The 26,811-nt window shown below is 72.0% G+C and carries 23 protein-coding genes, 2 tRNA genes and 2 pseudogenes; 12 read left to right on the top strand and 15 right to left on the bottom strand.

Translation table 11 applies throughout. The features are described 5' to 3' along the window. Positions 1-105: 105 nt before the first annotated feature. On the top strand, positions 106-342 hold the full coding sequence (locus FHS34_RS00495) for a hypothetical protein (RefSeq protein ID WP_184958283.1): 237 nt from the start codon (positions 106-108) through the stop codon (positions 340-342). A 100-nt stretch (positions 343-442) separates the two neighbouring features. Here FHS34_RS00495 and FHS34_RS00490 read toward each other — a convergent pair whose 3' ends face one another. Both FHS34_RS00490 and FHS34_RS00485 read right to left on the bottom strand, forming a co-directional pair. Next, positions 443-1,102, bottom strand: a complete 660-nt coding sequence (locus tag FHS34_RS00490; protein ID WP_184958280.1) for an RDD family protein — start codon at positions 1,100-1,102, stop codon at positions 443-445. Positions 1,103-1,172: 70 nt separating this feature from the next. Next, positions 1,173-2,695: pseudogene (locus tag FHS34_RS00485) on the bottom strand (RDD family protein). Positions 2,696-2,927: 232 nt separating this feature from the next. Between FHS34_RS00485 and FHS34_RS00480 the strand changes: the two are divergent. Beyond that, on the top strand, positions 2,928-3,341 hold the full coding sequence (locus tag FHS34_RS00480) for an SsgA family sporulation/cell division regulator (protein ID WP_184958279.1): 414 nt from the start codon (positions 2,928-2,930) through the stop codon (positions 3,339-3,341). An 8-nt stretch (positions 3,342-3,349) separates the two neighbouring features. Here FHS34_RS00480 and FHS34_RS00475 read toward each other — a convergent pair whose 3' ends face one another. Continuing rightward, entirely contained in the window at positions 3,350-4,756 is a 1,407-nt protein-coding gene (locus FHS34_RS00475) for an FAD-binding oxidoreductase (RefSeq protein WP_184958277.1), read from the bottom strand. Between the two features lie 92 nt (positions 4,757-4,848). On the opposite strand from FHS34_RS00475, the gene FHS34_RS00470 reads away from it, so the two are divergent. Further along, positions 4,849-6,312, top strand: coding sequence for a tetratricopeptide repeat protein (locus FHS34_RS00470; RefSeq protein ID WP_184958275.1), 1,464 nt, complete (start codon positions 4,849-4,851; stop codon positions 6,310-6,312). Between the two features lie 9 nt (positions 6,313-6,321). On the opposite strand, the gene hppD is transcribed toward FHS34_RS00470, so the two are convergent. Next, positions 6,322-7,470 carry a 4-hydroxyphenylpyruvate dioxygenase gene (hppD, locus tag FHS34_RS00465; RefSeq protein WP_184958273.1) on the bottom strand — a complete coding sequence of 383 codons (1,149 nt, stop codon included), beginning with the start codon at positions 7,468-7,470 and terminating at the stop codon, positions 6,322-6,324. A 122-nt stretch (positions 7,471-7,592) separates the two neighbouring features. Here hppD and FHS34_RS00460 point away from each other — a divergent pair, with 122 nt between their 5' ends. From FHS34_RS00460 to FHS34_RS00435, 6 genes are all read left to right on the top strand, one after another. Further along, entirely contained in the window at positions 7,593-8,072 is a 480-nt protein-coding gene (locus tag FHS34_RS00460) for an Lrp/AsnC family transcriptional regulator (RefSeq protein WP_184958271.1), read from the top strand. Between the two features lie 21 nt (positions 8,073-8,093). Beyond that, complete coding sequence (locus FHS34_RS00455; protein ID WP_184958269.1) at positions 8,094-8,741, top strand: ABC transporter permease; 648 nt, start codon at positions 8,094-8,096, stop codon at positions 8,739-8,741. Next, a complete protein-coding gene (locus FHS34_RS00450) occupies positions 8,734-9,981 on the top strand; it encodes a betaine/proline/choline family ABC transporter ATP-binding protein (RefSeq protein WP_184958267.1) in 1,248 nt (415 codons plus the stop codon). The genes FHS34_RS00455 and FHS34_RS00450 overlap by 8 nt, the downstream gene beginning before the upstream one ends. Continuing rightward, on the top strand, positions 9,978-10,826 hold the full coding sequence (locus tag FHS34_RS00445) for an ABC transporter permease (RefSeq protein WP_184958265.1): 849 nt from the start codon (positions 9,978-9,980) through the stop codon (positions 10,824-10,826). Before FHS34_RS00450 ends, FHS34_RS00445 begins: the two co-directional genes overlap by 4 nt. Further along, positions 10,823-11,782 carry a glycine betaine ABC transporter substrate-binding protein gene (locus FHS34_RS00440; protein WP_184958263.1) on the top strand — a complete coding sequence of 320 codons (960 nt, stop codon included), beginning with the start codon at positions 10,823-10,825 and terminating at the stop codon, positions 11,780-11,782. Before FHS34_RS00445 ends, FHS34_RS00440 begins: the two co-directional genes overlap by 4 nt. A 174-nt stretch (positions 11,783-11,956) precedes the next feature. Further along, entirely contained in the window at positions 11,957-12,718 is a 762-nt protein-coding gene (locus FHS34_RS00435; RefSeq protein WP_184958261.1) for a calcium-binding protein, read from the top strand. A gap of 161 nt (positions 12,719-12,879) precedes the next feature. Here the strand turns inward: FHS34_RS00435 and FHS34_RS00430 are convergent, their stop codons facing one another. Genes FHS34_RS00430 through FHS34_RS00420 form a run of 3 tightly spaced genes read right to left on the bottom strand, consistent with a single transcriptional unit; the run spans position 12,880 to position 15,599 of the window. Next, entirely contained in the window at positions 12,880-13,671 is a 792-nt protein-coding gene (locus FHS34_RS00430; RefSeq protein ID WP_184958259.1) for a S16 family serine protease, read from the bottom strand. A gap of 42 nt (positions 13,672-13,713) precedes the next feature. Continuing rightward, positions 13,714-14,823 (bottom strand): o-succinylbenzoate synthase, encoded by a 1,110-nt coding sequence (menC, locus tag FHS34_RS00425; protein WP_184958258.1) that lies wholly within the window; start codon positions 14,821-14,823, stop codon positions 13,714-13,716. Further along, complete coding sequence (locus FHS34_RS00420; protein WP_225817812.1) at positions 14,820-15,599, bottom strand: chorismate synthase; 780 nt, start codon at positions 15,597-15,599, stop codon at positions 14,820-14,822. The genes menC and FHS34_RS00420 overlap by 4 nt, the downstream gene beginning before the upstream one ends. 194 nt (positions 15,600-15,793) lie before the next feature. Here FHS34_RS00420 and FHS34_RS00415 point away from each other — a divergent pair, with 194 nt between their 5' ends. After that, positions 15,794-17,353: a PucR family transcriptional regulator gene (locus FHS34_RS00415; RefSeq protein ID WP_184958254.1), complete on the top strand. Its 1,560-nt coding sequence runs from the start codon at positions 15,794-15,796 to the stop codon at positions 17,351-17,353. Between the two features lies 1 nt (position 17,354). On the opposite strand, the gene FHS34_RS00410 is transcribed toward FHS34_RS00415, so the two are convergent. The 5 genes from FHS34_RS00410 to FHS34_RS00390 form a co-directional block, all read right to left on the bottom strand. Continuing rightward, the gene (locus FHS34_RS00410; protein WP_184958252.1) at positions 17,355-17,996 is read right to left on the bottom strand and encodes an IclR family transcriptional regulator; all 642 of its coding nucleotides are present in this window, start codon (positions 17,994-17,996) and stop codon (positions 17,355-17,357) included. 877 nt (positions 17,997-18,873) lie between these two features. After that, positions 18,874-20,673 carry a DEAD/DEAH box helicase gene (locus tag FHS34_RS00405; protein ID WP_184958250.1) on the bottom strand — a complete coding sequence of 600 codons (1,800 nt, stop codon included), beginning with the start codon at positions 20,671-20,673 and terminating at the stop codon, positions 18,874-18,876. Positions 20,674-20,786: 113 nt separating this feature from the next. Next, the gene (locus FHS34_RS00400; protein WP_184958248.1) at positions 20,787-21,161 is read right to left on the bottom strand and encodes a type II toxin-antitoxin system death-on-curing family toxin; all 375 of its coding nucleotides are present in this window, start codon (positions 21,159-21,161) and stop codon (positions 20,787-20,789) included. Beyond that, positions 21,158-21,352 (bottom strand): hypothetical protein, encoded by a 195-nt coding sequence (locus FHS34_RS00395; protein WP_184958246.1) that lies wholly within the window; start codon positions 21,350-21,352, stop codon positions 21,158-21,160. Before FHS34_RS00395 ends, FHS34_RS00400 begins: the two co-directional genes overlap by 4 nt. Positions 21,353-21,394: 42 nt before the next feature. Then, positions 21,395-22,834, bottom strand: coding sequence for an MFS transporter (locus tag FHS34_RS00390; protein WP_221508389.1), 1,440 nt, complete (start codon positions 22,832-22,834; stop codon positions 21,395-21,397). 174 nt (positions 22,835-23,008) lie between these two features. Here FHS34_RS00390 and FHS34_RS00385 point away from each other — a divergent pair. Together FHS34_RS00385 and FHS34_RS00380 are read left to right on the top strand one after the other, a co-directional pair. Beyond that, positions 23,009-23,104, top strand: a tRNA-OTHER gene (locus FHS34_RS00385). An 18-nt stretch (positions 23,105-23,122) separates the two neighbouring features. Then, positions 23,123-23,194: transfer RNA gene (locus FHS34_RS00380), tRNA-Cys, on the top strand. 1,408 nt (positions 23,195-24,602) lie between these two features. Here FHS34_RS00380 and FHS34_RS43310 read toward each other — a convergent pair. From FHS34_RS43310 to FHS34_RS00365, 3 genes and pseudogenes are all read right to left on the bottom strand, one after another. Continuing rightward, a pseudogene (locus FHS34_RS43310) lies at positions 24,603-24,773 on the bottom strand (transposase); the annotation flags it as partial. Positions 24,774-24,791: 18 nt separating this feature from the next. Next, a complete protein-coding gene (locus FHS34_RS00370; protein WP_184958242.1) occupies positions 24,792-25,145 on the bottom strand; it encodes a hypothetical protein in 354 nt (117 codons plus the stop codon). Positions 25,146-25,408: 263 nt separating this feature from the next. Then, on the bottom strand, positions 25,409-26,413 hold the full coding sequence (locus FHS34_RS00365) for a trypsin-like serine peptidase (RefSeq protein ID WP_184958240.1): 1,005 nt from the start codon (positions 26,411-26,413) through the stop codon (positions 25,409-25,411). Positions 26,414-26,811 lie beyond the last annotated feature (398 nt).

Genomic DNA, 26,811 nt, shown 5'->3' with positions numbered 1-26,811 from the left:
CCGTGGGTTAGGTCACGCTTACCGGGCGTCCCGCTCGGGCATGCAGGCCAAGAGAGCCGAACGGCACCACGCCCGCTTCCGAAGACTGCCGAGGACACGATTGCCATGCCTCGTCCGACCGCCGCACAGCTCGCCTACGGTTCCTGCACCGTGATCTTCTCGACGCTCGCCATGCTGCTGCTGTCCGAGACGAGTTCGGGCGTCGGGATCGTCGTCATCGCCCTCTCGGCCCTGGCGCTGGGCCTGCTCGTCGCCTGGACGGTTCCCGTCCCCGTGGCGCGCACGGCGCAGGCGCCCGCCGAGCCCGTGACGGACGAGGAGCGCGTGCCCACCTCCCTGTGACCGGCCGGCGCAAGACAGGCCGGCGCGCGAGACAGGCCGGCGGCGGGTCCGGGCACGTCCCGGGTTCACCGCCGTCCCCTGGGCATCGCCGCCCCCGCGCTCAACGCGTGCTGACCACCACCGTCTTGGCCGCCTTGTCGTGCAGGCCCTGCTTGTACGGCTTGTCGAAGAAGCTCCAGCCGCCGCAGATCGCCGTCCAGATGCAGGCGCAGCAGAAGGCGAACGGCACCCACAGCACCAGGGCGCGGATCAGCGAGGTCTGCGCGGAGGGAGTGGCGCCGTTCTCCAGGTCGGCCACCCGCAGGCCGAGCCACCTCTTGCCGAGGGTCTGCCCCGTTCTGCTGATCAGGACGGTGTCGTAGGCGACGTAGAGCACGGCCGCGGTGAGGGACTGGGCGAAGGATTTGCCGGCCTCGATGCGGTCGCCGTCCACGGTGTACTCACGCACCCCGAACGCCCAGGTGAGCAGCCAGACGACGATGCCGACCAGGATCATGTCGAGGATCCGCGCGAGGGTCCGTCTGCCGCTGTCGGCGAGCGGGGGCATGCCGGACAGGGGGTCGGCGGGATATCCGCCGGCACCGGATCCGTAGGGGCCGGCGTCGTACGGGCCGCCGCCACCGTAGGGACCTCCCCCATAGGGACCGCCGCCGTACGGGGTGTCGTAGGGCGAGCCGCCCTGGTCCGGCGGGGGCTGCTTCCTGAGGGGGTCGTCCTCCGGGGGCTGCTCTCCGGAGCCGGGGGGCGGTTCACTGCTCATGGCCCGAGTGGAACCCGAACACCCCGGCTCCGCACCCGGCGGACGGCCGTACGGAGTAGGCGCGCCGCGGTCAGCCCGCGACGAACGTGCGGGCCGCCTTGTCGTGCCAGCACTGGCGCCAGGGCCGGTCGAACAGGCACCACAGCACGCCCAGGATCCCGACGGCCAGCAGTCCCGGCACGCTCAGGACCAGCCAGCGGCGCAGCGCCGGGCCGAACGTCGGGGGCTCGTGCGCCTCGATGTCCCGCACCTCCAGACCGCACAGCTTCTTGCCGAGGGTGCGGCCCCACTTGACCGTGGGCAGCACCTCGTACAGGACGCCGGCCAGGAGAAGGACGGCGAGGATGATGCCGAGGCTGGTGCCGGTGGTGCCGTCGAGCAGCCAGACGGTGACCTCGTGGCCGGACAGTCTGGCCGCGTCGATCTTCTCCTGGACGTGGTCAACGGCCCGCGTGCCGAGCGGGACCGCCGCGGCGGCCGTCACGGCACCCACCGCCAGCAGGTCGATCAGCCGGGCGGCGAGCCGCTTGCCGAGTCCCGCGGGGCGGGCGGCGGCCTGCCGGCGCGCGGCGGCCTGGAAGAGGTCCTCCACCGGCGGCTTCCACGGCGCCACCGGCTGCTCGTCCCCGCCCCCGGCCAGCTGGTGCACCTGCTGCGCCCAGGAGGCCTGCCCGCCACCGGGACCGCTGGTCAGCGGGGCGCCGGAGGCACCGGAGCGCGAAGGCGCGGCCTGCGGCACCCCGGGCTGCGGGGCTCCCGCCTGCGCGGGGCCCGCCTGATGCGGGACCGACGGGGCCGCGGCGACGGGCGTCTGAGGGGTCTGCGGGGTCTGCGGGGCGCCGGGGGTCTGGGGCGTGGCCGGCGGGTGCGGCGTGTGCGGCGGCTGTGCGGCTCCGGCGCGGGCCGCGGCGGCCTTCCCGGCGGCGAAGCCCGAGTTCGCGGGTGCGCCGGCCGGGCCCTGTGTGCCGAAGCCGGCCGGGCCGGAAGCACCGGGCGGAACGTCATCGTGCCGTCGTCGGTGCGGGCCGCCGCCGGACCGGGGATCGGGCGGCGGAAGATGAACGTGCCGGGGTCCGGGGCCTCGTCGTGCTCCGCCGGAGGGATCGTGCCGGTGCCGTCGGTGCGGTCGGTGCCCCGGCCGTCGGCGGAGCCCGGCAGGTCCGCCGGCACCCGCGGGTCGACGCCCGGGGCGTCGCGGTGGCCGGCGTCCCCGCCGGACCCGGCCGGCCGGTCCTGCTGCCCGGGCCGGCCCCACTGCGCGCCCTGCGCGGCCGGCCCCGGCCCGCCCGCCCGGGCCCACCGGCCGCCCGGACCCGCCTGGCCCTGCTGGTCGGCGCCGTCCCGCGGGCCGGTGTCCGCCGGGGCCGCCGGGTCCTCGTCGAAGAAGTGGGGGCCCGTCTCCTCGACGGACGGGGCGGCCGGCTGGACGCCGGCGGGCGGGACGAGCGGCTCACCGTCCTTCGGCGCCGGTCGGCTGGTGCCGGGCACCCAGGAGGCGCCGTTCCAGTACCGGACGTAGCCGGGGATGGACGGGTCCGGGTAGTAGCCCTCGCGGGGCCTGTCGTCGCCGGGTGCCGGGGTTGGGGCGCTCATGTCCGTCGTCCCGTATCTGCTCGGGGGTGGTATGGGGGCCTCCACATCTATCAGACCCGGGCATCCCCCACCGCCAGTCCCGCCGGACCGACCCCTTTCCGGGCAACGCCGAACCGGACTTACCGCCCGCGCGAAGAAAATCTCCCGAACCCGCGTAATGGCCCGGCCCCTGTCCCCTCTGACTCGGTGCGGGCCCGGTTCGAGCGGCCCCGAGCGGAAGGGAACGCAGATCATGGAACCCATCGTGGTGGAGCGGGAACTGGAGCTGAAGCTCGTCCTGTCGCCGGAGCGGAGCGTGCCGGTCCCGGCCCGGCTCGGCTACCGCTCCGACGATCCCTTCGCCGTCCACATCGCCTTCCACATCACCTCCGAGCACCCCGTCAACTGGACGTTCGCCCGCGAGCTGCTGGTGGAAGGGGTGTTCCGGCCGTGCGGGCACGGGGACGTGCGGGTGTGGCCGACGAAGGTGGGCGGCCGCGGTGTCGTGCTGATGGCGCTGAGTTCGCCGGACGGCGAGGCGCTGCTGGAGGCGCCGGCCTCGCAGGTGTCGGCCTGGCTGGAGCGGACGCTCAGGGCGGTGCCGCCGGGGACGGAGGGCGGGCGGCTGGGCCTCGACGACGCGCTCGACCAGCTGCTCGCCCGGTGACCCCGAGGTCAGAGGAGCTTGCCCGGATTGAGGATGCCCAGCGGGTCGAAGACCTGCTTCACGGCCCGCTGCATCTCCACCCCGACCGGGCCGATCTCCCGGGCCAGCCACTCCTTCTTCAGCACGCCGACCCCGTGTTCGCCGGTGATGGTGCCGCCCAGTTCCAGGCCCAGGGCCATGATCTCGTCGAAGGACTCGCGGGCCCGGCGGGACTCCTCGGGGTCCTGGGCGTCGAAGCAGACGGTGGGGTGGGTGTTGCCGTCGCCGGCGTGCGCGCAGACGCCGATCGTCAGGTCGTACTTGGCGGCGATCCGTTCGATCCCGTCCAGCATGGCGCCGAGCCGGGAGCGGGGCACGCACACGTCGTCGATCATCGTCGTGCCCTTGACCGCCTCCAGCGCGGTCAGCGAGAGCCGCCGGGCCTGCAGCAGCAGCTCGGACTCGGCGGCGTCCTCCGCCGGGACGACCTGTGTGGCGCCCGCGGCCTCGCACAGGGCGCCGAGGGCGGCCAGGTCGGCGGTGGGATCCGGGGTGTCGAACGCGGCCAGCAGCAGCGCCTCGGTGGTCTCGGGCAGCCCCATGTGAGCGAGGTCGTTGACCGCCTTGACGGTCGTACGGTCCATCAGTTCGAGGAGGGACGGGACGTGGCCGCCCGCCATGATGCGGCAGACGGCGTCGCAGGCGGCGGCCGCGGAGGCGAACTCGGCGGCCAGGACGAGCTGCTGGGGCGGCTTGGGGCGCAGCGCCAGCACCGCCCGGACGACGATGCCGAGGGAGCCCTCGGAGCCGACGAAGAGGCGGGTGAGGTCGTAGCCCGCGACACCCTTCGCGGTGCGGCGGCCGGTGGACATCAGACGGCCGTCGGCGAGCACGACGTCCAGGCCGAGGACGTACTCGGCGGTGACGCCGTACTTGACGCAGCACAGGCCGCCGGAGGCGGTGCCGATGTTGCCGCCGATGGTGCACATCTCCCAGCTGGAGGGGTCCGGCGGGTAGTACAGGCCGTGGGCGTCGACCGCGCGGGACAGGGCCGCGTTGACGACGCCGGGTTCGACCACGGCGACCCGGTCGACGGGGCTGATCTCCAGGATGCGGTCCATCTTGGTGAGGGACAGCACGATGCAGCCGTCGACGGCGTTGGCGCCGCCGGACAGGCCGGTGCGGGCGCCCTGCGGGACGACGGGGACGCGCAGCTCGGTGGCGATGCGCATGACGTGCTGGACCTGCTCCACGGTGCGCGGCAGGACGACGACGGCGGGGCTGCCCGCCGGGCAGAAGCTCGCCATGTCGTGCCCGTAGGAGGTCGTGACGTCGGGATCGGTGAGGACGGCCTCGGGCGGCAGGCCGGCCAGGAGCCGGTCGGTGAGGTTACCCGTGTGCTCGTCGCGCGGTGCTTCGATACGGCTCATGATCACAGCGTGACACTCGCGGCCATCGGTGTGAACCCCGCCCGTGCCGCCCTTGGGCCACCCGGATGTGCTCGTCGTACTGGCGCACAGTGAGCGCCATGGACAACCGACTGAGCGAGCCGGGCACGTCCCCGGTCCCCGAGCCGCCGCGCCGTTCCCGGCGGGTGCTGCGGCGGGTGCTGGTCGCCTCGCTGGCGGGCGGGGTCCTCGCGGGCGCGGCGCTGACGCTGCTGCCGGGGGAACGTCGGCACCCGGTGGCCGGGCCGCCCGCCCCGGGTCCGCGGGCCCAGGTGCGGACGCAGGCGCTGACGACGGTGACCTACGGGGTGCCGGCCGCGCTGCCGGGTCTGACCGGGCTCATCGGGCGGCAGGAGGCGCGGGTGCGGGCGCAGCCGCGGGACGCGCGGGCCTGGGCGGTGCTGGGGTCGGCGTATGTGGAGCGGGGGCGCCGGGCGGCCGACGCCGCCGACTATCCGCGGGCCGAGCGGGCGCTGCGGACCTCGCTGGAGGTGCGCGGCACGCGCAATGCCGAGGCGCTGGACGGGCTGGCCGCGCTGGCGCTCGCGCGCCGGGACTTCCCGGCGGCGAAACAGTACGGCGAGCAGGCGCTGAAGGCGGCGCCGAAGCAGTGGTCGGCGTATCCGCCGCTGATCGACGCGTACACCGGGCTCGGTGACTACAAGAACGCCCGCGCCACCCTGGACAAGCTGATGGGGCTGCGCACCGGCGCTGCGGTGCGGCCGGCCGTGATGGCGCGGGCGGCGGCGGTGTACCGGGACCGGGGCTGGCGCGAGGACGCGGTGGCCCAGCTGACCGACGCGGCGGCCGCCGCCCGCACGCCGGCCGAGCAGGCCGCCTGGCTGGCCGGGGTCGGGCAGCTGGCCTGGGAACGCGGGGACCTGCCGGACGCGCTGCGGCACTTCGAGGCCGCGCTGCGGCTCGATCCCGACCAGCGGGCGGCACCGGCCGGGCGGGCGCGGACGCTGGCCGCGCTGGGGCGCACCTCCGAGGCGCTGGCCGGGTACCGGGCCGCCGTCAAGGAGCGGCCGAGGCCCGAGGATTTGCTGGAGCTGGGTGAGCTGTACGAGTCGCTGGGGCAGACCGGGCCGGCCGAGGAGGAGTACGCGCGGCTGCGGACCGCGGTGCGGCGGTCGGTGGACGGCGGGGTCGACGAGGAGCTGCTCATCGGGCAGTTCGAGGCGGACCACGGGGACCCGTGGGAGGCCGTGGACCGGTTGCGGGAGGAGTGGCGGCGGCAGCCGGGGATCGAGGTGGCCGATGCCCTGGGCTGGGCGCTGCACCGGGCCGGCGAGGACGAGGAGGCGCTCACCTACGCGACGGTCGCGACGGACAAGGCGAAGGGCGGCGGGGTGCGCAGCGCGCTGTACGTGTTCCACCTGGGGGTGATCGAGGGGGAGCTGGACCGGTACGGCCCGGCGCAGCGGCATCTCGAGGAGGCGCTGCGGATCAACCCCCGTTTCTCCCCGCTGCGGGTGCCGGTGGCTCGGGAGGCGCTGCGGGAGCTGGGCGACGTCCCCGACGAGCCGCCGCCCAGCGAGTAGGGCCTGCCGTTACAGGTTGCCCCGCTTCTCCTGCTCGCGTTCGATCGCTTCGAACAGGGCCTTGAAGTTGCCCTTGCCGAAGCCCATCGAACCGTGCCGCTCGATGAGTTCGAAGAACACGGTCGGCCGGTCCTGGACCGGCTTGGTGAAGATCTGCAGCAGGTAGCCGTCCTCGTCGCGGTCGGCCAGGATCTTCAGCTCGCGCAGGGTCTCGACCGGCACGCGGGTGTCGCCGACCCACTCGCCGAGGGTGTCGTAGTAGGAGTCGGGGGTGTCGAGGAACGCGACGCCGGCCGCGCGCATGGTGCGGACCGTCTGCACGATGTCGTTGGTGTTGAGCGCGATGTGCTGGACGCCGGCGCCGCCGTAGAACTCCAGGTACTCGTCGATCTGGGACTTCTTCTTGGCGATGGCGGGCTCGTTGATCGGGAACTTGACCTTGAGGGTGCCGTCCGCGACCACCTTCGACATCAGCGCGCTGTACTCGGTGGCGATGTCGTCGCCCACGAACTCCTTCATGTTCGTGAAGCCCATGACCTTGTTGTAGAACTCGACCCACTCGTTCATCCGGCCGAGTTCCACGTTGCCGACGCAGTGGTCGACGGCCTGGAAGGTGCGCTGGGCGGGCGGCTCGACGAGCGGCTCGGCGGCCGTGTAGCCGGGCAGGTAGGGGCCGTCGTAGCCGGAGCGGTCGACCAGGGTGTGGCGGGTCTCGCCGTAGGTGGCGATGGCGGCGAGGACGACGGTGCCGTGCTCGTCCTTCATCTCGTACGGCTCGGTGACCGGGCGGGCGCCGTGCTCGACGGCGTAGGCGAACGCGCGGCGGGCGTCCGGGACCTCGATGGCCAGGTCGACGACGCCGTCGCCGTGCTCGGCCACGTGCTGGGCGAGGAAGTGGCCCCAGGTGCTGCTCGGCTTGATCACCGAGGTGAAGACGAAGCGGGCGGAGCCGTTCTCCAGTACGTATGCGGCGGTTTCGCGGCTGCCGTTCTCCGGTCCGGAGTAGGCGACCAGCCGCATGCCGAAGGCGGTGGAGTAGTAGTGCGCCGCCTGCTTGGCGTTGCCCACGGCGAAGACGACCGCGTCCATTCCCTTGACCGGGAAGGGGTCGGCCTGCCGGGCGGTCGTGTCGGGAGTGTGCTGTGTGGTCTGCGTCATAGCGGAAGGGTGGACCCGCTCTGCAAGGTGCGCAATAGTTCGCCGATCCACTGGGCAATCTGTTTGGTGGTACGCCCGTGTCGGCGGTCTTTCTGTACAGGATGACCATCAGAGGAGCTTCCGTGGCGATCGATCATCTGGACGGACGGATCATCGTGCTGCTCGCCGAGGAGCCGCGCATCGGGGTGCTGGAGATGTCCCGGCGGCTGGGCGTGGCGCGGGGGACCGTGCAGGCACGGCTCGACCGGCTTCAGTCGAACGGAGTCATCCGCGGATTCGGTCCCCAGGTGGATCCGGCGGCCCTCGGCTACCCGGTCACCGCGTTCGCCACACTGCAGATCCGGCAGGGCCAAGGCGCGGACGTGCGGGCGTACTTGACGACCGTGCCGGAGGTGCTGGAGCTGCTGACCACCACCGGCAGCGGAGACATGCTGTGCCGGCTGGTGGCCCGCTCGAACGCCGATCTTCAACGGGTGATCGACCGGGTCGTCGGTTTTGATGGGATCGTCCGGGCCTCCACGGCGATCGTCATGGAGAACCCCGTTCCGCTGCGGGTCATCCCGCTGGTGGAGCAGGCGGCCCGGGACAGGGAAGAGACCTGACCGACCCGGGGGTGAGCGCGGGTGAACTTCTGGGAGTACCTGGGCAGCCGCCACCAGCAGCTGCTCACGGACGCCTACCAGCACGCCAGCGTGGTCTTCCAGTGCATGGTGCTGGCGACCCTCCTCGGGGTCCTCGTCGGCGTCGCCACCTACCGCACGGAGTGGGCCGGCAACCTCGCCACCACCGCCGGCTCCACCATCCTCACCGTCCCCTCGCTCGCCATGATCGGCCTGCTGATCCCGGTCGTCGGCCTGGGCGTGCCGCCCACGGTGATCGCGCTGACGCTGTACGGGCTGCTGCCCGTCGTGCGCAACGCGATCGTGGGCCTGCGCGGGGTGGACCCGGCGCTGGTGGACGCGGCCCGCGGCATCGGCATGTCCGGGCCGGCGCGGCTGGCGCGGGTGGAGCTGCCGCTGGCCTGGCCGCCGATCCTCACCGGCATCCGGGTCTCCACCCAGATGCTGATGGGCATCGCCGCGATCGCCGCCTACGCCTCCGGACCCGGCCTCGGCAACGAGATCTTCCGCGGACTCGCCTCCCTGGGCAGCAAGAACGCCCTGAACCAGGTGCTGGCGGGCACGCTCGGGATCATCATCCTCGCCCTGCTGTTCGACGCCGCGTACGTCCTGATCGGGCGGCTGACCATTCCCAGGGGGATCCGTGTCTGAGCCGGCCCCCGCCACCGCGCACGGCGCCCCCATCGAACTGGAGAACCTGACCAAGCGGTACCCGGGCAGTCCGCAGCCGGCCGTGGACAACGTGAACATGGAGATCAAGGCGGGCGAGACGGTCGTCTTCGTCGGCCCGTCCGGCTGCGGGAAGTCCACGACCCTGAAGATGATCAACCGGCTGATCGAGCCGACCGGCGGGCGCATCCGGATCGGCGGCGAGGACGTCACCGACATCGACCCGGTGCGGCTGCGCCGCAAGGTCGGCTACGCCATCCAGTCCTCGGGGCTGTTCCCGCACATGACCGTCGCCCAGAACATCGCGCTCGTACCGAGGATGACCGGCTGGCCGAAGAAGCGGGTCGCGGAGCGGGTCGAGGAGATGCTGGACCTCGTCGGGCTCGACCCGGGCGAGTTCCACGGCCGCTACCCGCGTCAGCTCTCCGGCGGCCAGCAGCAGCGCGTCGGCGTGGCCCGGGCGCTCGCCGCCGACCCGCCGGTGCTGCTGATGGACGAGCCGTTCGGCGCGGTCGACCCGATCACCCGCGACCACCTCCAGGACGAGCTGATCCGGCTCCAGTTCGAGCTGCACAAGACGATCGTGTTCGTCACCCACGACTTCGACGAGGCGATCAAGCTGGGCGACCGGATCGCGGTGCTGCGCGAACGCTCGCACATCGCCCAGTTCGACACCCCGGAGGCGATCCTCACCAACCCCGCCGACGACTTCGTCTCCGGCTTCGTCGGTGCCGGGGCGGCCCTGAAGCGGCTCAACCTGAGCCGGGTGCGGGACGTGGAGATGCGGGAGTACCCGACGGTGACCGTGGACACCCCGCTCCAGCAGATCTTCGGCCTCCTGCGCGCCGGCGGCACCAACGAGATCCTGCTCCTGGACAGGCGGCGCCGCCCCTACAAGTGGCTCCGGCGCGGCGACCTGATGCGGGCCCGCGGTTCGCTCGCCCGCGCGGGCACCCTGGTGCACGACACGGTGACCCGGGACGCCACCCTGCGGGACGCGCTGGAGGCCGTGCTGACCGACAACGCGGGCCGGGTCGCGGTGACCGGGCGGCGCGGCGAGTACATCGGCGTCGTCGACATGGAGACGCTGATGAACTCCGTGCACGAACTGCTGGAGGCCGACCGGCTCGACGCCCTGGAGCACCAGCACGATCTGGAGGAGGCGAGGGCCCAGCAGACCCATTTCGAGCAGGAGGGCGAAGCGACGGAGAGGAAGGCATGAGCACCGCCCGGCGCCCCGAGGGCGAGCACGACGTGCGGGGCCTCGCCTTCCGCGACGAGGGCGAGGCCGAGCAGGAGGCCCCGCCCCCGCCTGCGCGCCCGTCCGGGCGCCGGCTGTCCTGGCCGCGGCTGACCGTGCTGCCCGCGTTCCTGGTCGCCCTGCTCCTCGCGACCTGGCTGTGGTTCCGGCAGGCCGACCTGGACACGATCTCCCGGAACGCGCTGTCGGGCGGCCAGGTCTCCAAGGCGCTGTGGCAGCACGTGCGGCTGACGGCGGTCTCCACGTTCTTCGTGCTGATCATCGCCATCCCGCTGGGCATCCTGCTGACCCGCCGCGCGTTCCGCAAGGCCACCCCGCTGGCCATGACCATCGCCAACATGGGACAGGCGACCCCGGCGATCGGCCTGCTGGCGCTCCTCGTCATCTGGCTGGGCACCGGCACCAGGGCGGCCCTGATCGGCATCGTCGTCTACGCCGTCCTGCCCGTGCTCTCCAACACGATCGCTGGCCTCAAGGCCAACGACCCGGCCCTGCTGGAGGCCGCCCGCGGCATCGGCATGTCCCCGCTCGGCGTGCTCACCCGGGTCGAACTCCCCCTCGCCGTCCCGCTGATCCTGGCGGGCGTCCGCACCGCGCTGGTCCTCAACGTCGGTACGGCCACCCTGGCGACCTTCGGCGGGGGCGGCGGCCTCGGCACGCTGATCACCACCGGCATCACCACCCAGCGCATGCCCGTCCTGGTGCTGGGCTCGGTGCTGACCGTGGCACTGGCCCTGCTGGTGGACTGGCTGGCCTCGCTCGCGGAAGTGCTGCTGCGGCCGCGCGGACTGGAGGCGGGCGCATGAGACGCCGTACCCGGCTGGCGCTGGCCGCGCTGCTCGTCGTGCCGTCCGGCTGCGGGCTGACCAGCGGCTCCCCCATGACCGACGACGTCGAACCGGGCACGATCGGGCGGGGCAGGCCGCTGGCGGGCGCCCATCTGACCGTCACCTCCAAGGAGTTCACCGAGCAGCTGATCCTCGGGGCGATCATGGGGATCGCCTTCCAGGCGGCCGGCGCGGACGTCCTCGACCGGACCGGCATCCAGGGGTCCATCGGATCCCGGGAGGCGGTCAGGAAGGGGGACGCGGACGCCCAGTTCGAGTACACGGGCACGGGCTGGATCACCTATCTGGGCAACAGCGGGCCGATCCCCGACCCGCGGAAGCAGTGGGAGGCCGTGCGGGACGCCGACCTGAGGAACGGGCTGACCTGGCTGGCGCCCTCACGGCTGGACAACACCTACGCGCTCGCCATGAACCAGGCCGACTTCGGGAAGTACCGCACGAAGACGCTGTCCGAGGTGGCCGCGCTGTCGAAGAGGGACCCGGGCGCGGTCACCCTGTGCGTGGAGGGCGAGTTCGCCAACCGGGCCGACGGGCTGCCCGGCATGGAGAAGGCGTACGGCATGAGCGTGCCGGCCCGGAACGTCACCCAGATGGACACCGGGATCATCTACACCCAGGTCGCCAAGGGCAGTTGCACCTACGGCGAGGTGTTCACCACCGACGGCCGGATCAAGTCGATGAACCTGGTGGTGATGGCCGACGACAAGAACTTCTTCCCCAACTACAACGCCACCCCCGTGGTCAACACGAAGGTCCTGAGGAAGTGGCCGGCCATCGCGGACGTCATCGAACCCGTCACCCGGAAGCTGGACAACACGGTGGCCCGGACCCTGAACGCCAAGGTGGACGTCGACGGCGAGGACCCGCACCAGGTGGCGCTGGACTGGATGAAGCAGGAGGGCTTCGTGAAGTAGCCCCTCACCGTGACCGTTTCGCGCTGTGTCCGTGCAGTGTCCAACCGATGTGCTGACTGTGTAACAGCAGCGTTTTCCCTGTTCAGAGGGACATCGATCAGCCATACGATCTTCACATCAACAAGGTCCCGTCCCGGGGGGAATCCGGCGGGCTTTCAGTGTGGGGACACCATCATGCGCATTCGCTCCTTCGTGGGCGCCCTCTGCGGCGCCCTGGCTCTGTCCGCGCTCGCCCTCCCGGCGGCCCAGGCGGAGGAGAACCCCATCACGTTCTCGAACATCGCGATCAACAGCGGCAACCCCCTGGTCGTCGGCGCCGGCACGCCGAAGCAGTTCTCCGTGCACTACACCGTGAACCACGCCCACCGGCTCTACTTCTCCCAGGCGTACCTGTACGCGGGCGGCCTGGACACGTGGAGCGGCCAGAGCCAGGCGGTGAGCGAGCCGTCGTGCCGGGACCTGAGTGCCACCGTCACGCGCTGCGTGCAGACGCTGGCCATCGACCCGGAGACGCTCGTAGGCAGCGGCGTCGCCGGCACCTGGCACGTCCTCCTGGAGGCGAGCGACGCCGACGACAACGTGATCGGCAAGGGCGGCCTGTACCCGACCAAGGTGCTGCGCGCCTCCACCATGACCACCACCGACGCCGACCCCGAGCCGGTCGCCAAGGGCAAGACCCTCACCGTCACCGGCAAGCTGGCCCACGCCGACTGGAACACTCACACCTACCGCGGGCAGGCCGGCAAGTCTGCGGTGCTGCAGTTCCGCCCCGACGGCGGCTCCTACAAGACCGTCAAGACCGTCAGGACCGGCAGCGGCGGCGCGCTGAGGACCACGGTGACCGCGAACACCAGCGGCGCCTGGCGCTGGTACTACGCGGGCGACTCCACCACCGCCGGAGCCACGGCCGTGGGCGACACCGTCCTCGTCAAGTAGCGGGCCGGCCCGCCCTTCGGGCGCCGGGACCCCACCACGGGGGCCCGGCGCCTCGTGGCGCGTTGGGCGAGGTGCCGGTCCGATGCGGGCACCGCTCCCGGCGCTGTCGCCAGGCGTGCCGCCGGGGTCCGGGAGCCCGGCACGTTCCGGACGACAGGCCCCTAGCAGCTCGGGACCGAGCCCTTGCCCTTCTCCAGGGCCACCAGGGAGTCGACCGCGCTCTTCAGCGTGGTCACCGGAACGAGCCGCAGGCCTCTTGGCAGCTCCGCCTCGGCGTCGGCGCACTCCGCCTTCGGGACCAGGAAGACCGTGGCCCCGTCCCGGCGCGCGGCCTGCGTCTTCAGGGCCACCCCGCCGACCGCGCCGACCTTGCCGGCGTCGTCGATCGTGCCCGTGCCGGCGATGGTGCGGCCCCCGGTGAGGTCGCCGCCGCTGCCGTCGCCGTCCAGCTTGTCGATGATGCCCAGGCTGAACAGCAGGCCCGCGCTGGGGCCGCCCACGTCGGCGAGCTTCAGCGTGACCTTGACCTTGCCGGCGCTCAGCCCGAGGTACTTCAGCGCCGCCCGGGTCGCCGCGTCCTGGGACTCCCGCATCTGCGCCAGGTTGTGCTTCTCGATCTCCTTGACGGTGTCCCCGCTCGGGTAGACCGCGTCGTGCGGCATGACGGCCCGGTCGGTGCGGAACCAGTTGTCGACCACGTCACCGAGGGAGACCCGGGTGTCCGGACCGGTCACCACGATCGTGGTCATCCGCAGCTGCCCGCTGGTCTTCCGGGTCGCCGCGCCGGAGACGCTGATCACCGGGTCGCCCTGGTTCTCGCCGAGCACGTTCGCCGTCGAGCCGGGCTGCGCCAGCGAGAACGGCAGCGGCGCGAACACCGCAGTGGCGAGCAGGGCCACGACGGGCAGCGCGCAGACGGCGAGGGCCTGGGGGCGCGTGAGACGTGAGAGCACGGAGTCAATCTAACCCGGCGCCCCCGTCCGGCCACCGGCCCCTCACCCCGGGTACAGGTCCCGGCGCCCCCGGGTGAACCGGCGCAGGGCGTCCGGGAGGGGCTCGACGCCGATGCCGGGGCCGGCCGGCACCGGCAGGTGCCCGTCCTCCAGGACGAACGGCTCGGTGATGTCCTCCGCGAAGTAGCGGCCGGACGCCGAGGTGTCCCCGGGCAGGGTGAAGCCGGGCAGCGCGGCCAGGGCGAGGTTCGGGGCGCGGCCGATGCCGGTCTCCAGCATGCCGCCGCACCACACCGGCACCCCGTGCGCGTGGGCCACGTCGTGCACCCGGCGGGCCTCCAGGTAGCCGCCGACCCGCGCGGGCTTGACGTTCACCACCCGGCAGGCGTCCATGGCGATCGCGGACGCGGTGTCGCGGGCGTGGTGCAGGGACTCGTCCAGGCAGACGGGCGTGCCGAGGCGCCGCTGGAGCAGGGCGTGGGCGTGCAGGTTGTTCTCCTCCAGCGGTTCCTCGATCAGCAGCAGCCCGAACGCGTCCAGCCGGCGCAGGTGCTCGGCGTCGGCGAGGGTGTAGGCGGTGTTGGCGTCGACCTGGAGGGGCAGGCCGTCGCCGAAGCGCTCACGGACCGCCCGGACCGGCTCGACGTCCCAGCCGGGCTCGATCTTCAGCTTGATGCGCACGTACCCCTCGGCCAGGTAGCGCTCGACCTCCTCCAGCAGCTCGGGGAGCGAGTCGCGGATGCCGACGGAGACGCCGGCGGGCACCCGGTCCCGTACCGCGCCGAGGTAGGTCGCGAGCGGCATGCCGTGGGCGCGCAGCTCGGCGTCCAGCACGGCGGTCTCCAGGGCCGCCTTCGCCAGCTCGTGGCCCTTCACCTTCGCCATGGCCGGGGCCAGCGCGGCCGTGGTGAGGTGCGGGAGCGCGGCCACGCGGGGCAGCAGGAAGTCGCGCAGCACGATCTCGGCTCCGGCGACGAACTCCGGGCAGTACAGCGGCTCGGGGTCGGCGGCGAACTCCGACCAGCCCTCGGCGCAGTCGGTGACCACGCGCAGCAGGAAGGTGTCCTTCGACGTCATCGTCCCGAAGGAGGTACGGAACGGGGTGACCAGCGGGATCGCCACGTGCACGATCTCGACGCGTTCGAGCCTCACGCGGCCCCCTCCGTCCGGGTCAGGGTGTACCAGCCGTCGCGGGACATCCCCGTGGCCCGGAAGCCCTCCACGAAGGCCTCCAGGAACACCTCGCGCACGGCGTGCCGCCAGCGCAGGGCGAGCGCGGGGTCGGCGGCGCGCAGGGCCACGACGTCCTCGGGCACCCGGCACCGGACGTACCGGTCGTCGCGGCGGGCGAGCGGGCCGCCGTCGGGGGCCGTCCGGAACACGGCGCCGCCCCCGCCGTCGCCCTCGCCCCCGCCGTCGTACGGGCCGGGCGGCGCCGTCAGGTCCCAGGTCACCGTCAGCCGGTCGCTCTCGTCGCCGTCGTTCACTCCGTCGGCCATGGGGCCGTAGAAGTCGGCCAGGTACTCGGTGCCGACGGCGCCCAGTTTGGCCAGGTTGAAGCGGGCGTTGCGGCCGGCCAGCGGGTCGAAGGTCCAGCGCATGGTGCGGGCGCCGAGGGCGACGGCCCAGTCCCGCTGGGCCAGCTTCAGGGTGGGTCCGAGACCCCGTTCGGCGGCGGCCACCAGCGAATACGTGCCGCGCTCCGGGCCGAGCACGGCGACGGACGCGCCCGCGAGCCGCTGCCCGGCGTACACCGCGTGCACCGCGCCGCCGGCGTGCGCCAGGCTGCGCAGCACCTCGGCCGGGTAGGGCGGGGCGGTGCGGGGCGTCTGCCACACGTCGCTGAAGTGGTCGGCGACGGCCGCAAGCCCGGCGACGTCGTGGACGGTACGGACGGTGACCCCGGTGGTCGTCATTCCTGCGGTCATGGCCACGAGTCTCGGCGGAAGGGAGGGGGCGTGTGTTGTGCGCCCGGCCAATGGATGCGTAGGTTCGTTTCACGATCCGCCAACCACCACGTGGGTACGTACCACCGCCCGCCGGCCGCACGGGTCCCGCTCCCCCGCCCGAGACCGCACAGGTCCCGTCTCCACCGCCCGCCGACCACCTGATGAGGACCCTCATGGACCCCTGCACCCTCGGTGACCTGCTGGACGTCGTCGGCGGTCCGGCGCTGTTCCTGCACACCGCTCCCGCAGGCCTCGGCGTCCCGGTCACCGAGGCGGTGCTGCACGACGGCGGCGTCCCGCTCCCCCGGCTGCCCGGCGCGCTGCTGCTGGCGGTCGGGGTACCGGCGGCGGACGCGGGGCCGCTGCTTGCGGCGGCCGGCGAGGCCGGGCTGACCGGCGTGGTGGTGCGCGGCGCGGACGGGCCGGCCGCGGCCGCGGAGGCGCACGGCGTGGCCCTGCTCTCGGTGCCGGCGGACGCGGCCTGGCACCACGTCCATCTCCTGCTGGCCTCGGCGATCTCGGCCCGGTCCGCCGCCGTCCCGGCCGACACCGGCCTCGGCGACCTGTTCGCGCTGGCCGACGCGATCGCGACGGCGACCGGCGGGGCCACCGCCATCGAGGACCCGCGGCAACGGGTCCTCGCCTACTCCACCGTCGCCGGCCAGCCCGTGGACGAGGACCGCCGGCAGGGCATCCTCGGCCGGCAGGTGCCGGCCGGCCCGCAGAACACCGAGCAGTACCGGCGGCTGTTCGCCGCCGGCCGGCCGCTGCGGCTGCCCGCGCTGTCCGAGGCGGACCTGCCCCGGCTGGCGATGCCGGTACGGGCCGGCGGGGAGACGCTCGGCTCGGTGTGGGTGGTGGACGGCGGCTCGCTCGCCCCGGACGCCGAGGACACCCTCGTCCAGGGCGCCTCCACCGCGGCCCTGCTCCTGCTGCGCGCGCGGGCGGCCCGGGAACTGGCCCGGCACCGGGGCGGCGACCTGTTGCGCCGGCTGCTGGACGGCACGGCGGCCGAGTCGGCGACCGCCGCCGCCCGGCTGGGAGTCGACGGCCCGGCCCGGGTCGCGGCCTTCGTCCTGGACTCCGCGGCGAGCGTCCCGGACGCCGAGCGCACGGCGCTGCGTCTGCTGGACGTCGTACGCCTGCAGTGCGAGGCCCGCTACGGCCGGCACGCGTGCGTGCTGGTGGACGGCGTGGTGTACGCGGTGCTGCCCGGGCCGGGCGAGCGGCACCGACGGCTCGCCGAGGACATCGTGGCGCGGGCCGGGCAGGCGCTGCGGGTGCCGGTACGGGCCGGGCTGGGCGAGGTGGTGCCGGGCGGGGAGGGGCTCGCGGACTCGCGGGCGGACGCGGACCTGGTGCTGCGGGTGCTGGACGCGGATCTGCCGGTGGCCGTGGTGGACGAGGTGCGGGCCCGGGTGACGCTGCTGCGGCTGACCGAGGTGATGGCCGAGCGGCGGGAGTTGAGCGCGGGCGGGTGGCGGCGGGTGCTGGCGTACGACGCCGGGCACGGCACGGCGTACGCGCGCACGCTGATCTGCTGGTTCGAGGCGGGCTGCGACATGGCGGGCGCGGCGAGTGCGCTGGCCGTGCATCCCAACACCTGCCGCTACCGCCTCCGTCAGCTCCAGCAGCACACCGGCATCGACCTGACCGACCCCGACGAACGCCTGATCCTGTGGCTGCACCTGCGCACCCTGGCGGACCTGAGCCCGGAGTCGCGGGGCGGCTGATTCAGCGGAGGGCCTCGGCGACCTCGCGGGCCGCCTCCACCACCCTCGGCCCCACCCGCTCCGGCACGGACTCCGCCAGCATCACCACGCCCACGCTGCCCTCGACGCCGGTCACCCCGACCAGCGGTGCCGCGGCCCCGCTCGCCCCGGCCTCCAGCTCGCCGTGCGTGAGGGTGTACCCGGGGTCGGCGGACGGCGACTGCCGCGCGGACAGGATCGCCCTGCCCGCTGCCCCCCGGTCCAGGGGATGCCGGAAACCGGCCCGGTAGGCCACGTGATAGTCGGTCCACGTCGGCTCGACCACGGCGACGGCCAGTGCCTCCGTCCCGTCCACCAGCGTCAGGTGCGCGGTCGCCCCTATGTCCTCGGCCAGCGACCGCAGCGCGGGCAACGCGGCCTCCCGTACCAGCGGATGCACCTGCCGGCCGAGCCTCAGCACGCCGAGCCCGACCCGGGCCCGGCCGCCCAAGTCACGTCGCACGAGGGCGTGTTGTTCCAGCGTGGCGAGCAACCGGTACACCACGGTCCGGTTCACGCCCAGTTTGGTGGACAACTCGGTGACGGTCAGCCCGTGGTCCGTGTCGGCCAGCAGCTTGAGGACGCGCAGTCCCCGGTCGAGCGTCTGAGAGGTCTCCGCGGTCACGACGCCCACTCCTTCGGCGGTGAGGTCGGCGACCCCTGAGCGGCGTATGCGTCACCGAGTCCCGTCGGCGACGCGCTACAGAGGCCGCCGATCGGCAGGACGGCCGGGCGGCTCCCGGACCTTGTCGCTTCACGGCTGCGCTCCGCGGCGGCGCTGCCACGGGGCGTATGCGTAGCGGGACAGTAGCGAAGCCGGTTCGCTGAGCGGAAGCCTTCGTCCAGAATCCGGGCAAGACCAGATCCGGCCTGCCGCCATTCGTCCGGATACGCACACAGTCCGACCCTCGGAATCCCGACCCGAAACCCCCTGCCCCCGGGGCAAAGCCGCACGGTCCCCGGCCCGAAGCCCCACGGGCCGCAGGGCTGAGCCCCTCGCGGGGCCGGGGCCGCGAGCCCACCGGGCTGGGACCGAGACCCCACGGGGCCGAGGCCGACAGCCCACCGGGCCGGGACCGAGACCCCACGGGGCCGAGGCCGACAGCCCACCGGGCCGGGACCGAGAGCCGACAGGCCAGGACCGAGACCCCACCGGGCCGGGACCGAGAGCCGACAGGCCAGGACCGAGAGCCCACCGGGCCGGGGCCGAGAGCCGACGGGCCGGGACCGAGAGCCCACCGGGGCGGGGCGGGATCCCACCGGGCCACGGCCGAGATCTCACCGGAGCGGGGCCGAGATCTCTCAGGGTCCGGGGCGGAGCCGAGATCTCACCGGGAGGCCGAGATCTCACCGGGCGGGGCCGAGAGCTCACCGGGGGCCCAGATCTCACCGGGCGGGGCCGAGATCTCTCGGGGTCCGGGGCGGAGCCCCGTGGCGGGGCCTTCTCGGTCTGCCGAGTCGGGTGGGCGGGTGGGCGAGGACCCGGCGAGAGCAGCGCAGCGTCACCGCATGCGCGTCGCCCACTCCTGCACCTTCGCGATCCGCTGCCGCAACTGCCCCGCCGTGGCCTCCGCACTCGGCGGCCCCCCGCACACCCGCCGCAGCTCGGTGTGGATGACCCCGTGCGGCTTCCCACTCTGGTGCACATACGCGCCGACCATCGTGTTCAGCTGCTTCCGCAGCTCCATCATCTCCTTGTGCGTGACCACCGGCCGCCGCTCGGCCGGCAGCTCCAGCAGGTCCGCCTCGGTGTCCGGCTTCTTCCGGCTGTGCGCGATCTGCCGGGCCTGCCGCTTCTGCAGCAGCATCTGCACCTGCTCGGGCTCCAGCAGCCCCGGAATCCCCAGGTAGTCCTGCTCCTCCTCGCTCCCGGGGTGGGCCTGCATGCCGAACTCGGCGCCGTCGTAGAGCACCCGGTCGAAGACGGCCTCGGACTCCAGCGCCTCGAAGGAGAACTGCTCCTGCTCGCCGGTGTCCTCGTCCTGCTGCTTGTTCGCCTCCTCCATCTCCTTCTCGGATTCGGCGTACGGGTCCTCCTCGCCCTCCTTCTTCGGCTTGTCGAGGGCGTGGTCCCGTTCCTTCTCCATCTCGTTGGCGAAGGTCAGCAGGTCGGGCACGGTCGGCAGGAACACCGACGCGGTCTCGCCGCGCCGCCGGGACCGCACGAAACGCCCGACGGCCTGCGCGAAGAAGAGAGGGGTGGAGATGGTCGTGGCGTACACGCCCACCGCGAGCCGGGGGACGTCGACGCCCTCGGACACCATCCGGACCGCGACCATCCACCGGTCGTTGCTGCCGCTGAAGTCGTCGATCCGCTGCGAGGCGCCGGTGTCGTCGGAGAGCACGAGGGTCGCCTTCGTGCCGGTGATCTCCCGGATCAGCTTGGCGTACGCGCGCGCGGAGTCCTGGTCGGAGGCGATGACGAGCGCGCCCGCGTCCGGGATGGCCTTGCGGACCTCGGTCAGCCGCTGGTCGGCGGCGCGCAGCACGCTCGGCATCCACTCGCCGCGCGCGTCGAGAGCCGTACGCCAGGCCTGGCTGACCGCGTCCTTGGTCATCGGCTCGCCGAGCCGGGCGGCGATCTCGTCACCGGCCTTCGTACGCCAGCGCATGTTGCCGCTGTAGGAGAGGAAGATGACCGGCCGGACGACATGGTCGGCGAGGGCGTTGCCGTAGCCGTAGGTGTAGTCGGCGGCGGACCGGCGGATGCCGTCCGTCCCCTCCTCGTACGTCACGAAGGGGATGGGGTTGGTGTCGGACCGGAAGGGCGTACCGGTCAGCGCCAGTCGCCGGGTGGCCGGTTCGAAGGCCTCAAGGCACGCCTCGCCCCAGGACTTGGAGTCACCGGCGTGGTGGATCTCGTCCAGGATCACGAGGGTCTTGCGCTGCTCCACGCGGTTGCGGTGCAGCATGGGCCGCACGCCGACACCGGCGTACGTCACGGCGACCCCGTCGTACTCGCGGCCGAGCGGGCCGGCGCTGTACTCGGGGTCGAGCTTGATCCCTATCCGGGCCGCGGCCTCGGCCCACTGCTTCTTCAGGTGCTCGGTGGGCGCGACCACGGTCACCTGCTGCACGACGTGGTGGTGCAGCAGCCAGGAGGCCAGGGTCAGCGCGAAGGTCGTCTTGCCGGCGCCGGGCGTGGCGACGGCGAGGAAGTCGCGCGGCTGCTCCTGGATGTACTTCTCCATCGCCCCCTGCTGCCAGGCGCGCAGCTTGCTGGCGGTACCCCAGGGGGCCCGGCCCGGGAAGGCGGGCGAGAGGTGGTGGGAGTGAGCGGAGGAGGCGGCGGTAGTAGTCACGGTCTCCGTGCATCAAGGTCGGGCGGCTACGTATGACAACCGGGCCACCCTACCGGCGCCGTACCGCCGTCAACGCGCGAACAAGCCCGGGTCGCCCGTGGGTGGGAGCCACGTCACAACCGCCGCAGCCGTTCCGCGATCACCGCCACCTCACTCTCGGCCCCGGCCGCCACATCGATGACCAGGGCGTACGCCACATCCTGATCGACACCGACGAGGTCGACCCCGTTGAGGGCGAGGAAGGTGGCCGCGGCCAGCCACGCGGTGCGCTTGTTGCCGTCCACGAGGGGATGGTTCGAGGCCAGGCCGTGCAGCAGCGCCGCCGCCTGCTCGTACAGGTCGTCGTACGCGGCCGTACCGAACATGCGGGCGCGGGGCCGGAGCACGGCGGAGGCGAGCAGCCCGGGTTCCCGCGCCTCGGGCTCCCGCCCACCGAACGCGATCCCGGCCAGCGCGGTGACCTCGGCGACCGTGAGATGGCGGCTCATTCGCCCAGCCTCCGCAGCAGGTCGGCGTGGGCGTCGGCGAGCCGCTCGGCGGCCTCGCGCACACTGCGCTGCTCCTCCCGGAGATACCGGCGTACGGCGTCGGCCACCACGTCGTCCACCGTCCGCCCCTGGGCGTCGGCGAGGTCGGACAGCGCGTGGCGGGTCGCGGAGTCGAGCGGAAGATCGTTCACGCGGGCCACGGTAGAGCGCCGTGACCATCCGCCACCAGGTCTTTACGCTTCCTGTCGGCGCAGTCGGCGGGTCACCCAGGCGCCCGTCAGGGCCACGGCCGCCATCGGCAGGAAGACGGCGGCGAAGGCGGCGGGACGGCCGGCCTCCGTGGTCGCGGCGGTGGTGGCCGCCGTGCCGCCACCGAGGGCCGCGAAGGCCGCGCCGGTGGCCGCCAGGAGGACGACATTGGAGAGGGCGTCGGAGATCTGGAGGGCGGCGGAGTTGCTGCCGGCCTCCTCCGGGGCGGAGAGCTGGAGCAGCAGCACGCTGGTGGAGGCGATCACCAGTCCCATGCCGAAGCAGCCGACCCCCCAGGCGACGGCGACGGTCCACACGGGCACGGAGTGCACGAGCACGCTCGGCGCGGTCACGATCGCCGCGGCGACGAGCACCATGCCCACGGTCATCAGCCGCTCCCGGTACGGCATCATGCGCGGCCGGGACTGTACGAACGAGCCCAGCGCCCATGTCCCGCCGCCGGCCGCCAGCGAGAACCCGGCGAGCGTCGGCGACAGCCCCCGCTGGGTGACCAGCATCAGGGGCACGAAGGACTCGGCGGCGATGAAGGACCCCGCGGCCAGCCCGCGCAGCAGCACGACGGAGGGCAGGCCGCGGGCGGCCCGGTAGGTGCCGCGCGGCAGCAGCCCGAGGACGGCGGGCACGAGCAGCGCGGCACCGGCCAGCCCCGGGAGCAGGGAGAGGGGGCGCAGGTCCTGGGCGGCGTACTGGAGGAGCCCGGCGCCGAGGGAGATCCCGAGCGCGAGCCGGATCCGTCGCCGGTCGAAGGAACCGGCGCCGGCCTTCCCGCCCACCGGGCCCGACGCCCTGCGCCGTATCTGCGGCAGGGCCAGGACGAGCGGGAACACGACGAGGGCCGGGATGCCGAGGAACACCCAGCGCCAGCCGAGGTGCTCGGTGACGGCGCCGGCGGCGAGGGGGCCGACGATGGACGGTACGACCCAGCCGGCCGCGAAGGAGGCCATGATCGCGGGCCGCAGCCGCTCGGGGTAGGCCCGGCCGACGACGACGTACAGGGCCACGATGACCAGCCCGCCGCCCAGCCCCTGCACGGCCCGCCCGAGGATGAACACCCACATGACCCGCGCGGTGCCGGCGACGGCCAGTCCCGCAGCGAAGGCGCCGATCCCCGTGGTCAGGGCGCCGAGCGGGCCGCGCCGGTCGGACCACTGGCCGGAGAGCACCATGCCGAACAGGCTGGTCGTGAAGTACCCGGAGAAGGCGAACGCGTACAGCGCCACCCCGTCGAGTTCGCGGGCCGCGACGGGCATGGCGGTGCCGACGGCGGTCGCCTCGAAGGCGATCAGCACCACGACGGACACGATCCCGACGCTGAGCGCCCGGTACGCACGGCTCAGCACGCCGTCTTCCTGTTCGGCCGGCGGACGCAGGACGGCGGGGTCGTGGGACTCCAGGGCACTCATGCGGTCAGAGTAAGGCCCACAACCGACATTGACTCCTGTCAGGAGTCCGACCTCGACTCGGCCCTTGGTCCTACGCCCCGCCCGTTTGTGAACGCCGCATGGCAGTCCCGTTGCACCCCCACCGATCCCCTTGATCCCCTTCCCCCCACCCCCGTACGTTCATTGCACGAACACGGCCGTGCCCGAGTGGTTCAGGGGCTCGCCTGCGCTGCATCCATCAGCGGGCTCCGCCCGCGGGGAGTCACGTGGGTCCGATTCCCGCCACGGCCGAGAACGACAACTCAACACGGCCGTGTGCCCGAGTGGTTCAGGGGCTCGCCTGCAAAGCGAGTTACGTGGGTTCGAATCCCGCCACGGCCTCTGGCGTCCCACCGGGCAAAACAGATGGGCAGCACCCCGCCGGGGTGCTGCCCGCCCGTACGCCCGTCTCAGTTTCCGTCTCGGTCGAGCGTTGAGGGATCCCATCGCTTGGCCAGGCGATGACAGTCCCGACTGGCTCACCCATGCCGACAGCCCAGCTCATTGGTGGCCGTCGTACCCCCAACTGCGACAGTGCAACACGCGCCTATCGCCACATCTCAAGTAGCCGCCATCCTTGCATCAGGTCCCTCACCGCGATGGCAACAGCAGCAAGCGAGGCAAGCACCGCCCCAGCGGTCCCGAAAAGGTCGAAAAAGACAGACGCCAAGGAAATGACTAGCGCAGTGTAGCCGACGGCAGTAAGACCCTCCCTGCACAGAAAGGAGAATTCCCTTGAAGGCCTCCTAAAGAGCAACGGCGCCACCAAAAGAACCGCAGAGGAGAATAGAAGCAGGTTCTTCGTAAGGGAAGTGAGGCCACCGCTGGAGCCCGCAAAGAGCTGAGACCACGATGCAAGCGCAATTGACCCGACAAGAACTAGCGTGTTGAACTGCTGCGCAGTCTGCTCGTAAAATTCTTCATGACGCTGCCGTCGCTCAGCCTGAGATTCTCCCACGTGAGGGAGGGCATTAACATGTTCAACAGTGAACGGATGAGTCACCTTGAAGCAGAATCTAACAACTCCCGTACACGCTTTGATTTGGCATCAGTGTCCTCCCTTTCCCCGGCTCCTCCTGGGATCTTTGGCTGCCTCCCCCGGCCGGAGCTCGGCCAAGCCTCAGATCACGCCAGCCTCGCGCTCGTCCCCGTGGCACGCGGAGGCGCGTCGGTGCTAGCGAAGCGCCTCCGCGTGCAGGCGCCGAGCCCTCACAGCGGCGAGGCGGCGGCGAAGCTTCAAGTGGTCCCGCATGCCGCGGGCGGTGATGCTCTCTCAGCAGCCGCAAAAGGGCCGTTGGCGCCGGCTCCACGGTGTACGTTCAGGCAGGGCGCGCCGAGAGCGCACAGCACACGTGAGAGGACCCGAAAGCCAGAGGGAATCCGCCCCCGCCGCCCAGGAACGGCTGCGCGCACGCCGGCAGGAACTGCAGGACGAACTGGCGCAGGTCCAGCGGCTACTGAAGCAACTGGAGACGATGGTGGTGGCCTCGCAGTGGCGGCATGCCCCCAGTGGCCCAAAGGGACGCGGCACCGTCTACCACGCGACGGCGAACCGGAGTTGCCGCCTGACAAACGGGCACCGGAAGAGATCACCCTGTACGAGGCCCTGCAGACGGGGCTGATCCCGTGCTCCAGGTGCAGGCCAAGGAGCGCCTAGCGCCCGGCGCCGTGGGCCGACCCTCTGCCGGCAGCGCTGAGCGATCGCTCACGAGATACAAGACGCTGGCGTCCGTCTCAGTTTTCGTCTCGTTCATCGCCGTACACAGCCGTACGGCGAAGCTCGCGCTACCCGGCGGGTGTGGCCGTCGTCCGGTGGGAGCTGCCGCCAGGTGCAGCCTGTCCTGGCAACGTAAATGATCGCCGGGAGCACTGCCCGGTCGTCAGCTCTCCGCCGGTCCCCGCCTTGCCTGGACGTTGGCGACCCCGCCCGCATTTCCCGTCATTCGACCCGGAAGCCGATGCGAAATGCCACATCGATAGGCCAGTCGATGTTCAGCCAGAAGACGACCCCGCCGTCCCGGGGTACGACGCTACTGATCTGCATCCGAGCGGGTCCGGTCTCCGGGACCCCTGCTACGAGTTGGCTGATCGAGGCGAGAACGACGCTGTTGCGGTTCACCACTGAGCTGGCAACCGGAAACCAGAACTGACCATGTCCCTGGCCGCTCGCCACCCGAGTCACCCCTGTGAGGCGCTCTAGGCCTTCCTCCGGTGCCGCCGGCTCTTCGTCATGTACGGGTTCGCACGGCGCGTACATCGCTCGATCCGCAACCTCGTCGAATGTCCTGTTCATCGAAACACCTCGCAAGTGATGGACGAGAGGCTCCGAGGTTAGAAAGGGAGCCGAGACCCGCCTGGTGATCACGCCCTTACCCGGCTCGATGCCTTCCTGGCCCGAGCCGACCACCGGCGTCCTGCTCCTACGGGCAGCCCCCCGAGTCATGGAACCCGGCGCGGCAAGCGGCGCCATCAACCTGCCCTCAAGCAGACACCTCCGGTGTGAACGAGCAGAAAGGGGCCGTCAGCAAGCTGTCGGCCCCTCACGCAGAGTCGTGGTCAGGCGGGCCAGTTGGCGCGTGCCCAAGCCACGTCGTCGTCCAGTCCTGGGCCGCCGGCCGCAAAGTTGACCATGTCTCCATCCGCACTGTCCGAGGACTGAACGGCAACGATGCGGGGATTGCCCGCACCGAAGAAGGTGAACATCGGGCCACCGGAATTGCCAGGAGTGATGTCGCCGAAATGGCGGCATTCTAGGCCTCTGTGGAGGTCACTATTGGCGCCGTTGATACTGATGCCACTCTCGTAGCTCGCCCCCAGGAACCACATGTGGCCGGGGTAACCCATATTGATCCACCACCGCTGGCCGTTCCAAGCAGGGTCGTAGGGCAGCGTTCCGAAGTGACCGAGTGGATTCCCGAGCGGCTCATACAGTCGGCAAACAGCCCGGTCCCAGCCCGCTGACGCGCCACCTTCCAAGTCTGGGTTGAAGCCGGATACATCCGAGACGTAGGATTGAACGCCAGCGCCATGGAGCGACTTGCCGTTGTAGCACGCAGGCACGAAACGCATCCACCAATTGCCTGCTGCGACGTCAGCCCATGGCACCACATGGCCGGCCGTGAGGAGAACGCGGCGGCCAACGAGTGCCCCTGAGCCTTCCCATCCCGCGCTGGTAAAGATTTTACCCACGCAGCCCCAGGGCCAGCTTGTTTCGTTCAGTTCCTGCCGGTTGTCGGGACCGATGACCCATCTCGGCTGCAGCGTATCCCCATCCAGTGGTTTGATCGGCTTTTTCCTACGGCTGGGAAGAACGCGTGGCACATAGAAGAGGTCGAGCCACTCCGGACGATAGGGTGCCAAATCAGCGTCGGACACCGGCTCTCGTGGGCGGCCGCGGATCGCCGTCCTGCCAGGCAAGGCAACGTCGCCTGCGGTCCCGACCGGCACATCGACACGCCACAAATTACCCTCGGCTCCATCCACGCGGCAGATCTCCGGCTCTGGGGGGCCATCACCATCGGCGAAGACATGGATGCTCTGGCGGCCGGCCAGCTCAACCAACTCGGCAGGCCGCTCCCCGGTTCCAAGGCTGGGTGGCAGCTGTGTGAGTTCACGTGGCGTCAGGGGCCGCGCGCCGTTACTGGCGTAGCGCAGGGGGGGAGCCACTGTCTGCTTCTGGGTCGTCATCGAGTGCCTCCGGGGCGACTGGAAGGCGATCAGGCTTGACTGCTTGTTGTGTCCACGAAGCGACTGGCAGACGCTGCCCGGGAGTCTGCACGGGCCATACCGATCGTGTGCCGTATGCCCGCCTTAGCAGAGCCCTAGTGATCACGGCGTGCCAAATCCTTCTTCCAGAAGACCACCAATCAGGTGGAGTCGCATCCGCTGCGGGTCGCTTCCACTGTCCCTAGGTGGCCAAGACGTCATGAAGGGCTCTGCACATCGCAGCGAACCGGTCG

This window comes from Streptomyces echinatus, assembly GCF_014203595.1.
In the GTDB taxonomy this organism is placed as follows: Bacteria; Actinomycetota; Actinomycetes; order Streptomycetales; family Streptomycetaceae; genus Streptomyces; species Streptomyces echinatus.
Note: the sequence above shows the minus strand (reverse complement) of the source record. Positions and strands in the feature narration are given on the sequence as shown.

Excerpts from the sequence above, each read along its gene's own strand:
- FHS34_RS00420 (WP_225817812.1), bottom strand. The coding sequence starts at position 15,599 with ATGACCGCAGGAATGACGACCACCGGGGTCACCGTCCGTACCGTCCAC.
- FHS34_RS00390 (WP_221508389.1), bottom strand. The coding sequence starts at position 22,834 with ATGAGTGCCCTGGAGTCCCACGACCCCGCCGTCCTGCGTCCGCCGGCC.
- FHS34_RS00495 (WP_184958283.1), top strand. The coding sequence starts at position 106 with ATGCCTCGTCCGACCGCCGCACAGCTCGCCTACGGTTCCTGCACCGTG.
- FHS34_RS00435 (WP_184958261.1), top strand. The coding sequence starts at position 11,957 with ATGCGCATTCGCTCCTTCGTGGGCGCCCTCTGCGGCGCCCTGGCTCTG.
- FHS34_RS00400 (WP_184958248.1), bottom strand. The coding sequence starts at position 21,161 with ATGAGCCGCCATCTCACGGTCGCCGAGGTCACCGCGCTGGCCGGGATC.
- FHS34_RS00470 (WP_184958275.1), top strand. The coding sequence starts at position 4,849 with ATGGACAACCGACTGAGCGAGCCGGGCACGTCCCCGGTCCCCGAGCCG.
- FHS34_RS00480 (WP_184958279.1), top strand. The coding sequence starts at position 2,928 with ATGGAACCCATCGTGGTGGAGCGGGAACTGGAGCTGAAGCTCGTCCTG.
- FHS34_RS00445 (WP_184958265.1), top strand. The coding sequence starts at position 9,978 with ATGAGCACCGCCCGGCGCCCCGAGGGCGAGCACGACGTGCGGGGCCTC.
- hppD (WP_184958273.1), bottom strand. The coding sequence starts at position 7,470 with ATGACGCAGACCACACAGCACACTCCCGACACGACCGCCCGGCAGGCC.
- FHS34_RS00490 (WP_184958280.1), bottom strand. The coding sequence starts at position 1,102 with ATGAGCAGTGAACCGCCCCCCGGCTCCGGAGAGCAGCCCCCGGAGGAC.
- FHS34_RS00440 (WP_184958263.1), top strand. The coding sequence starts at position 10,823 with ATGAGACGCCGTACCCGGCTGGCGCTGGCCGCGCTGCTCGTCGTGCCG.
- FHS34_RS00370 (WP_184958242.1), bottom strand. The coding sequence starts at position 25,145 with ATGAACAGGACATTCGACGAGGTTGCGGATCGAGCGATGTACGCGCCG.
- FHS34_RS00415 (WP_184958254.1), top strand. The coding sequence starts at position 15,794 with ATGGACCCCTGCACCCTCGGTGACCTGCTGGACGTCGTCGGCGGTCCG.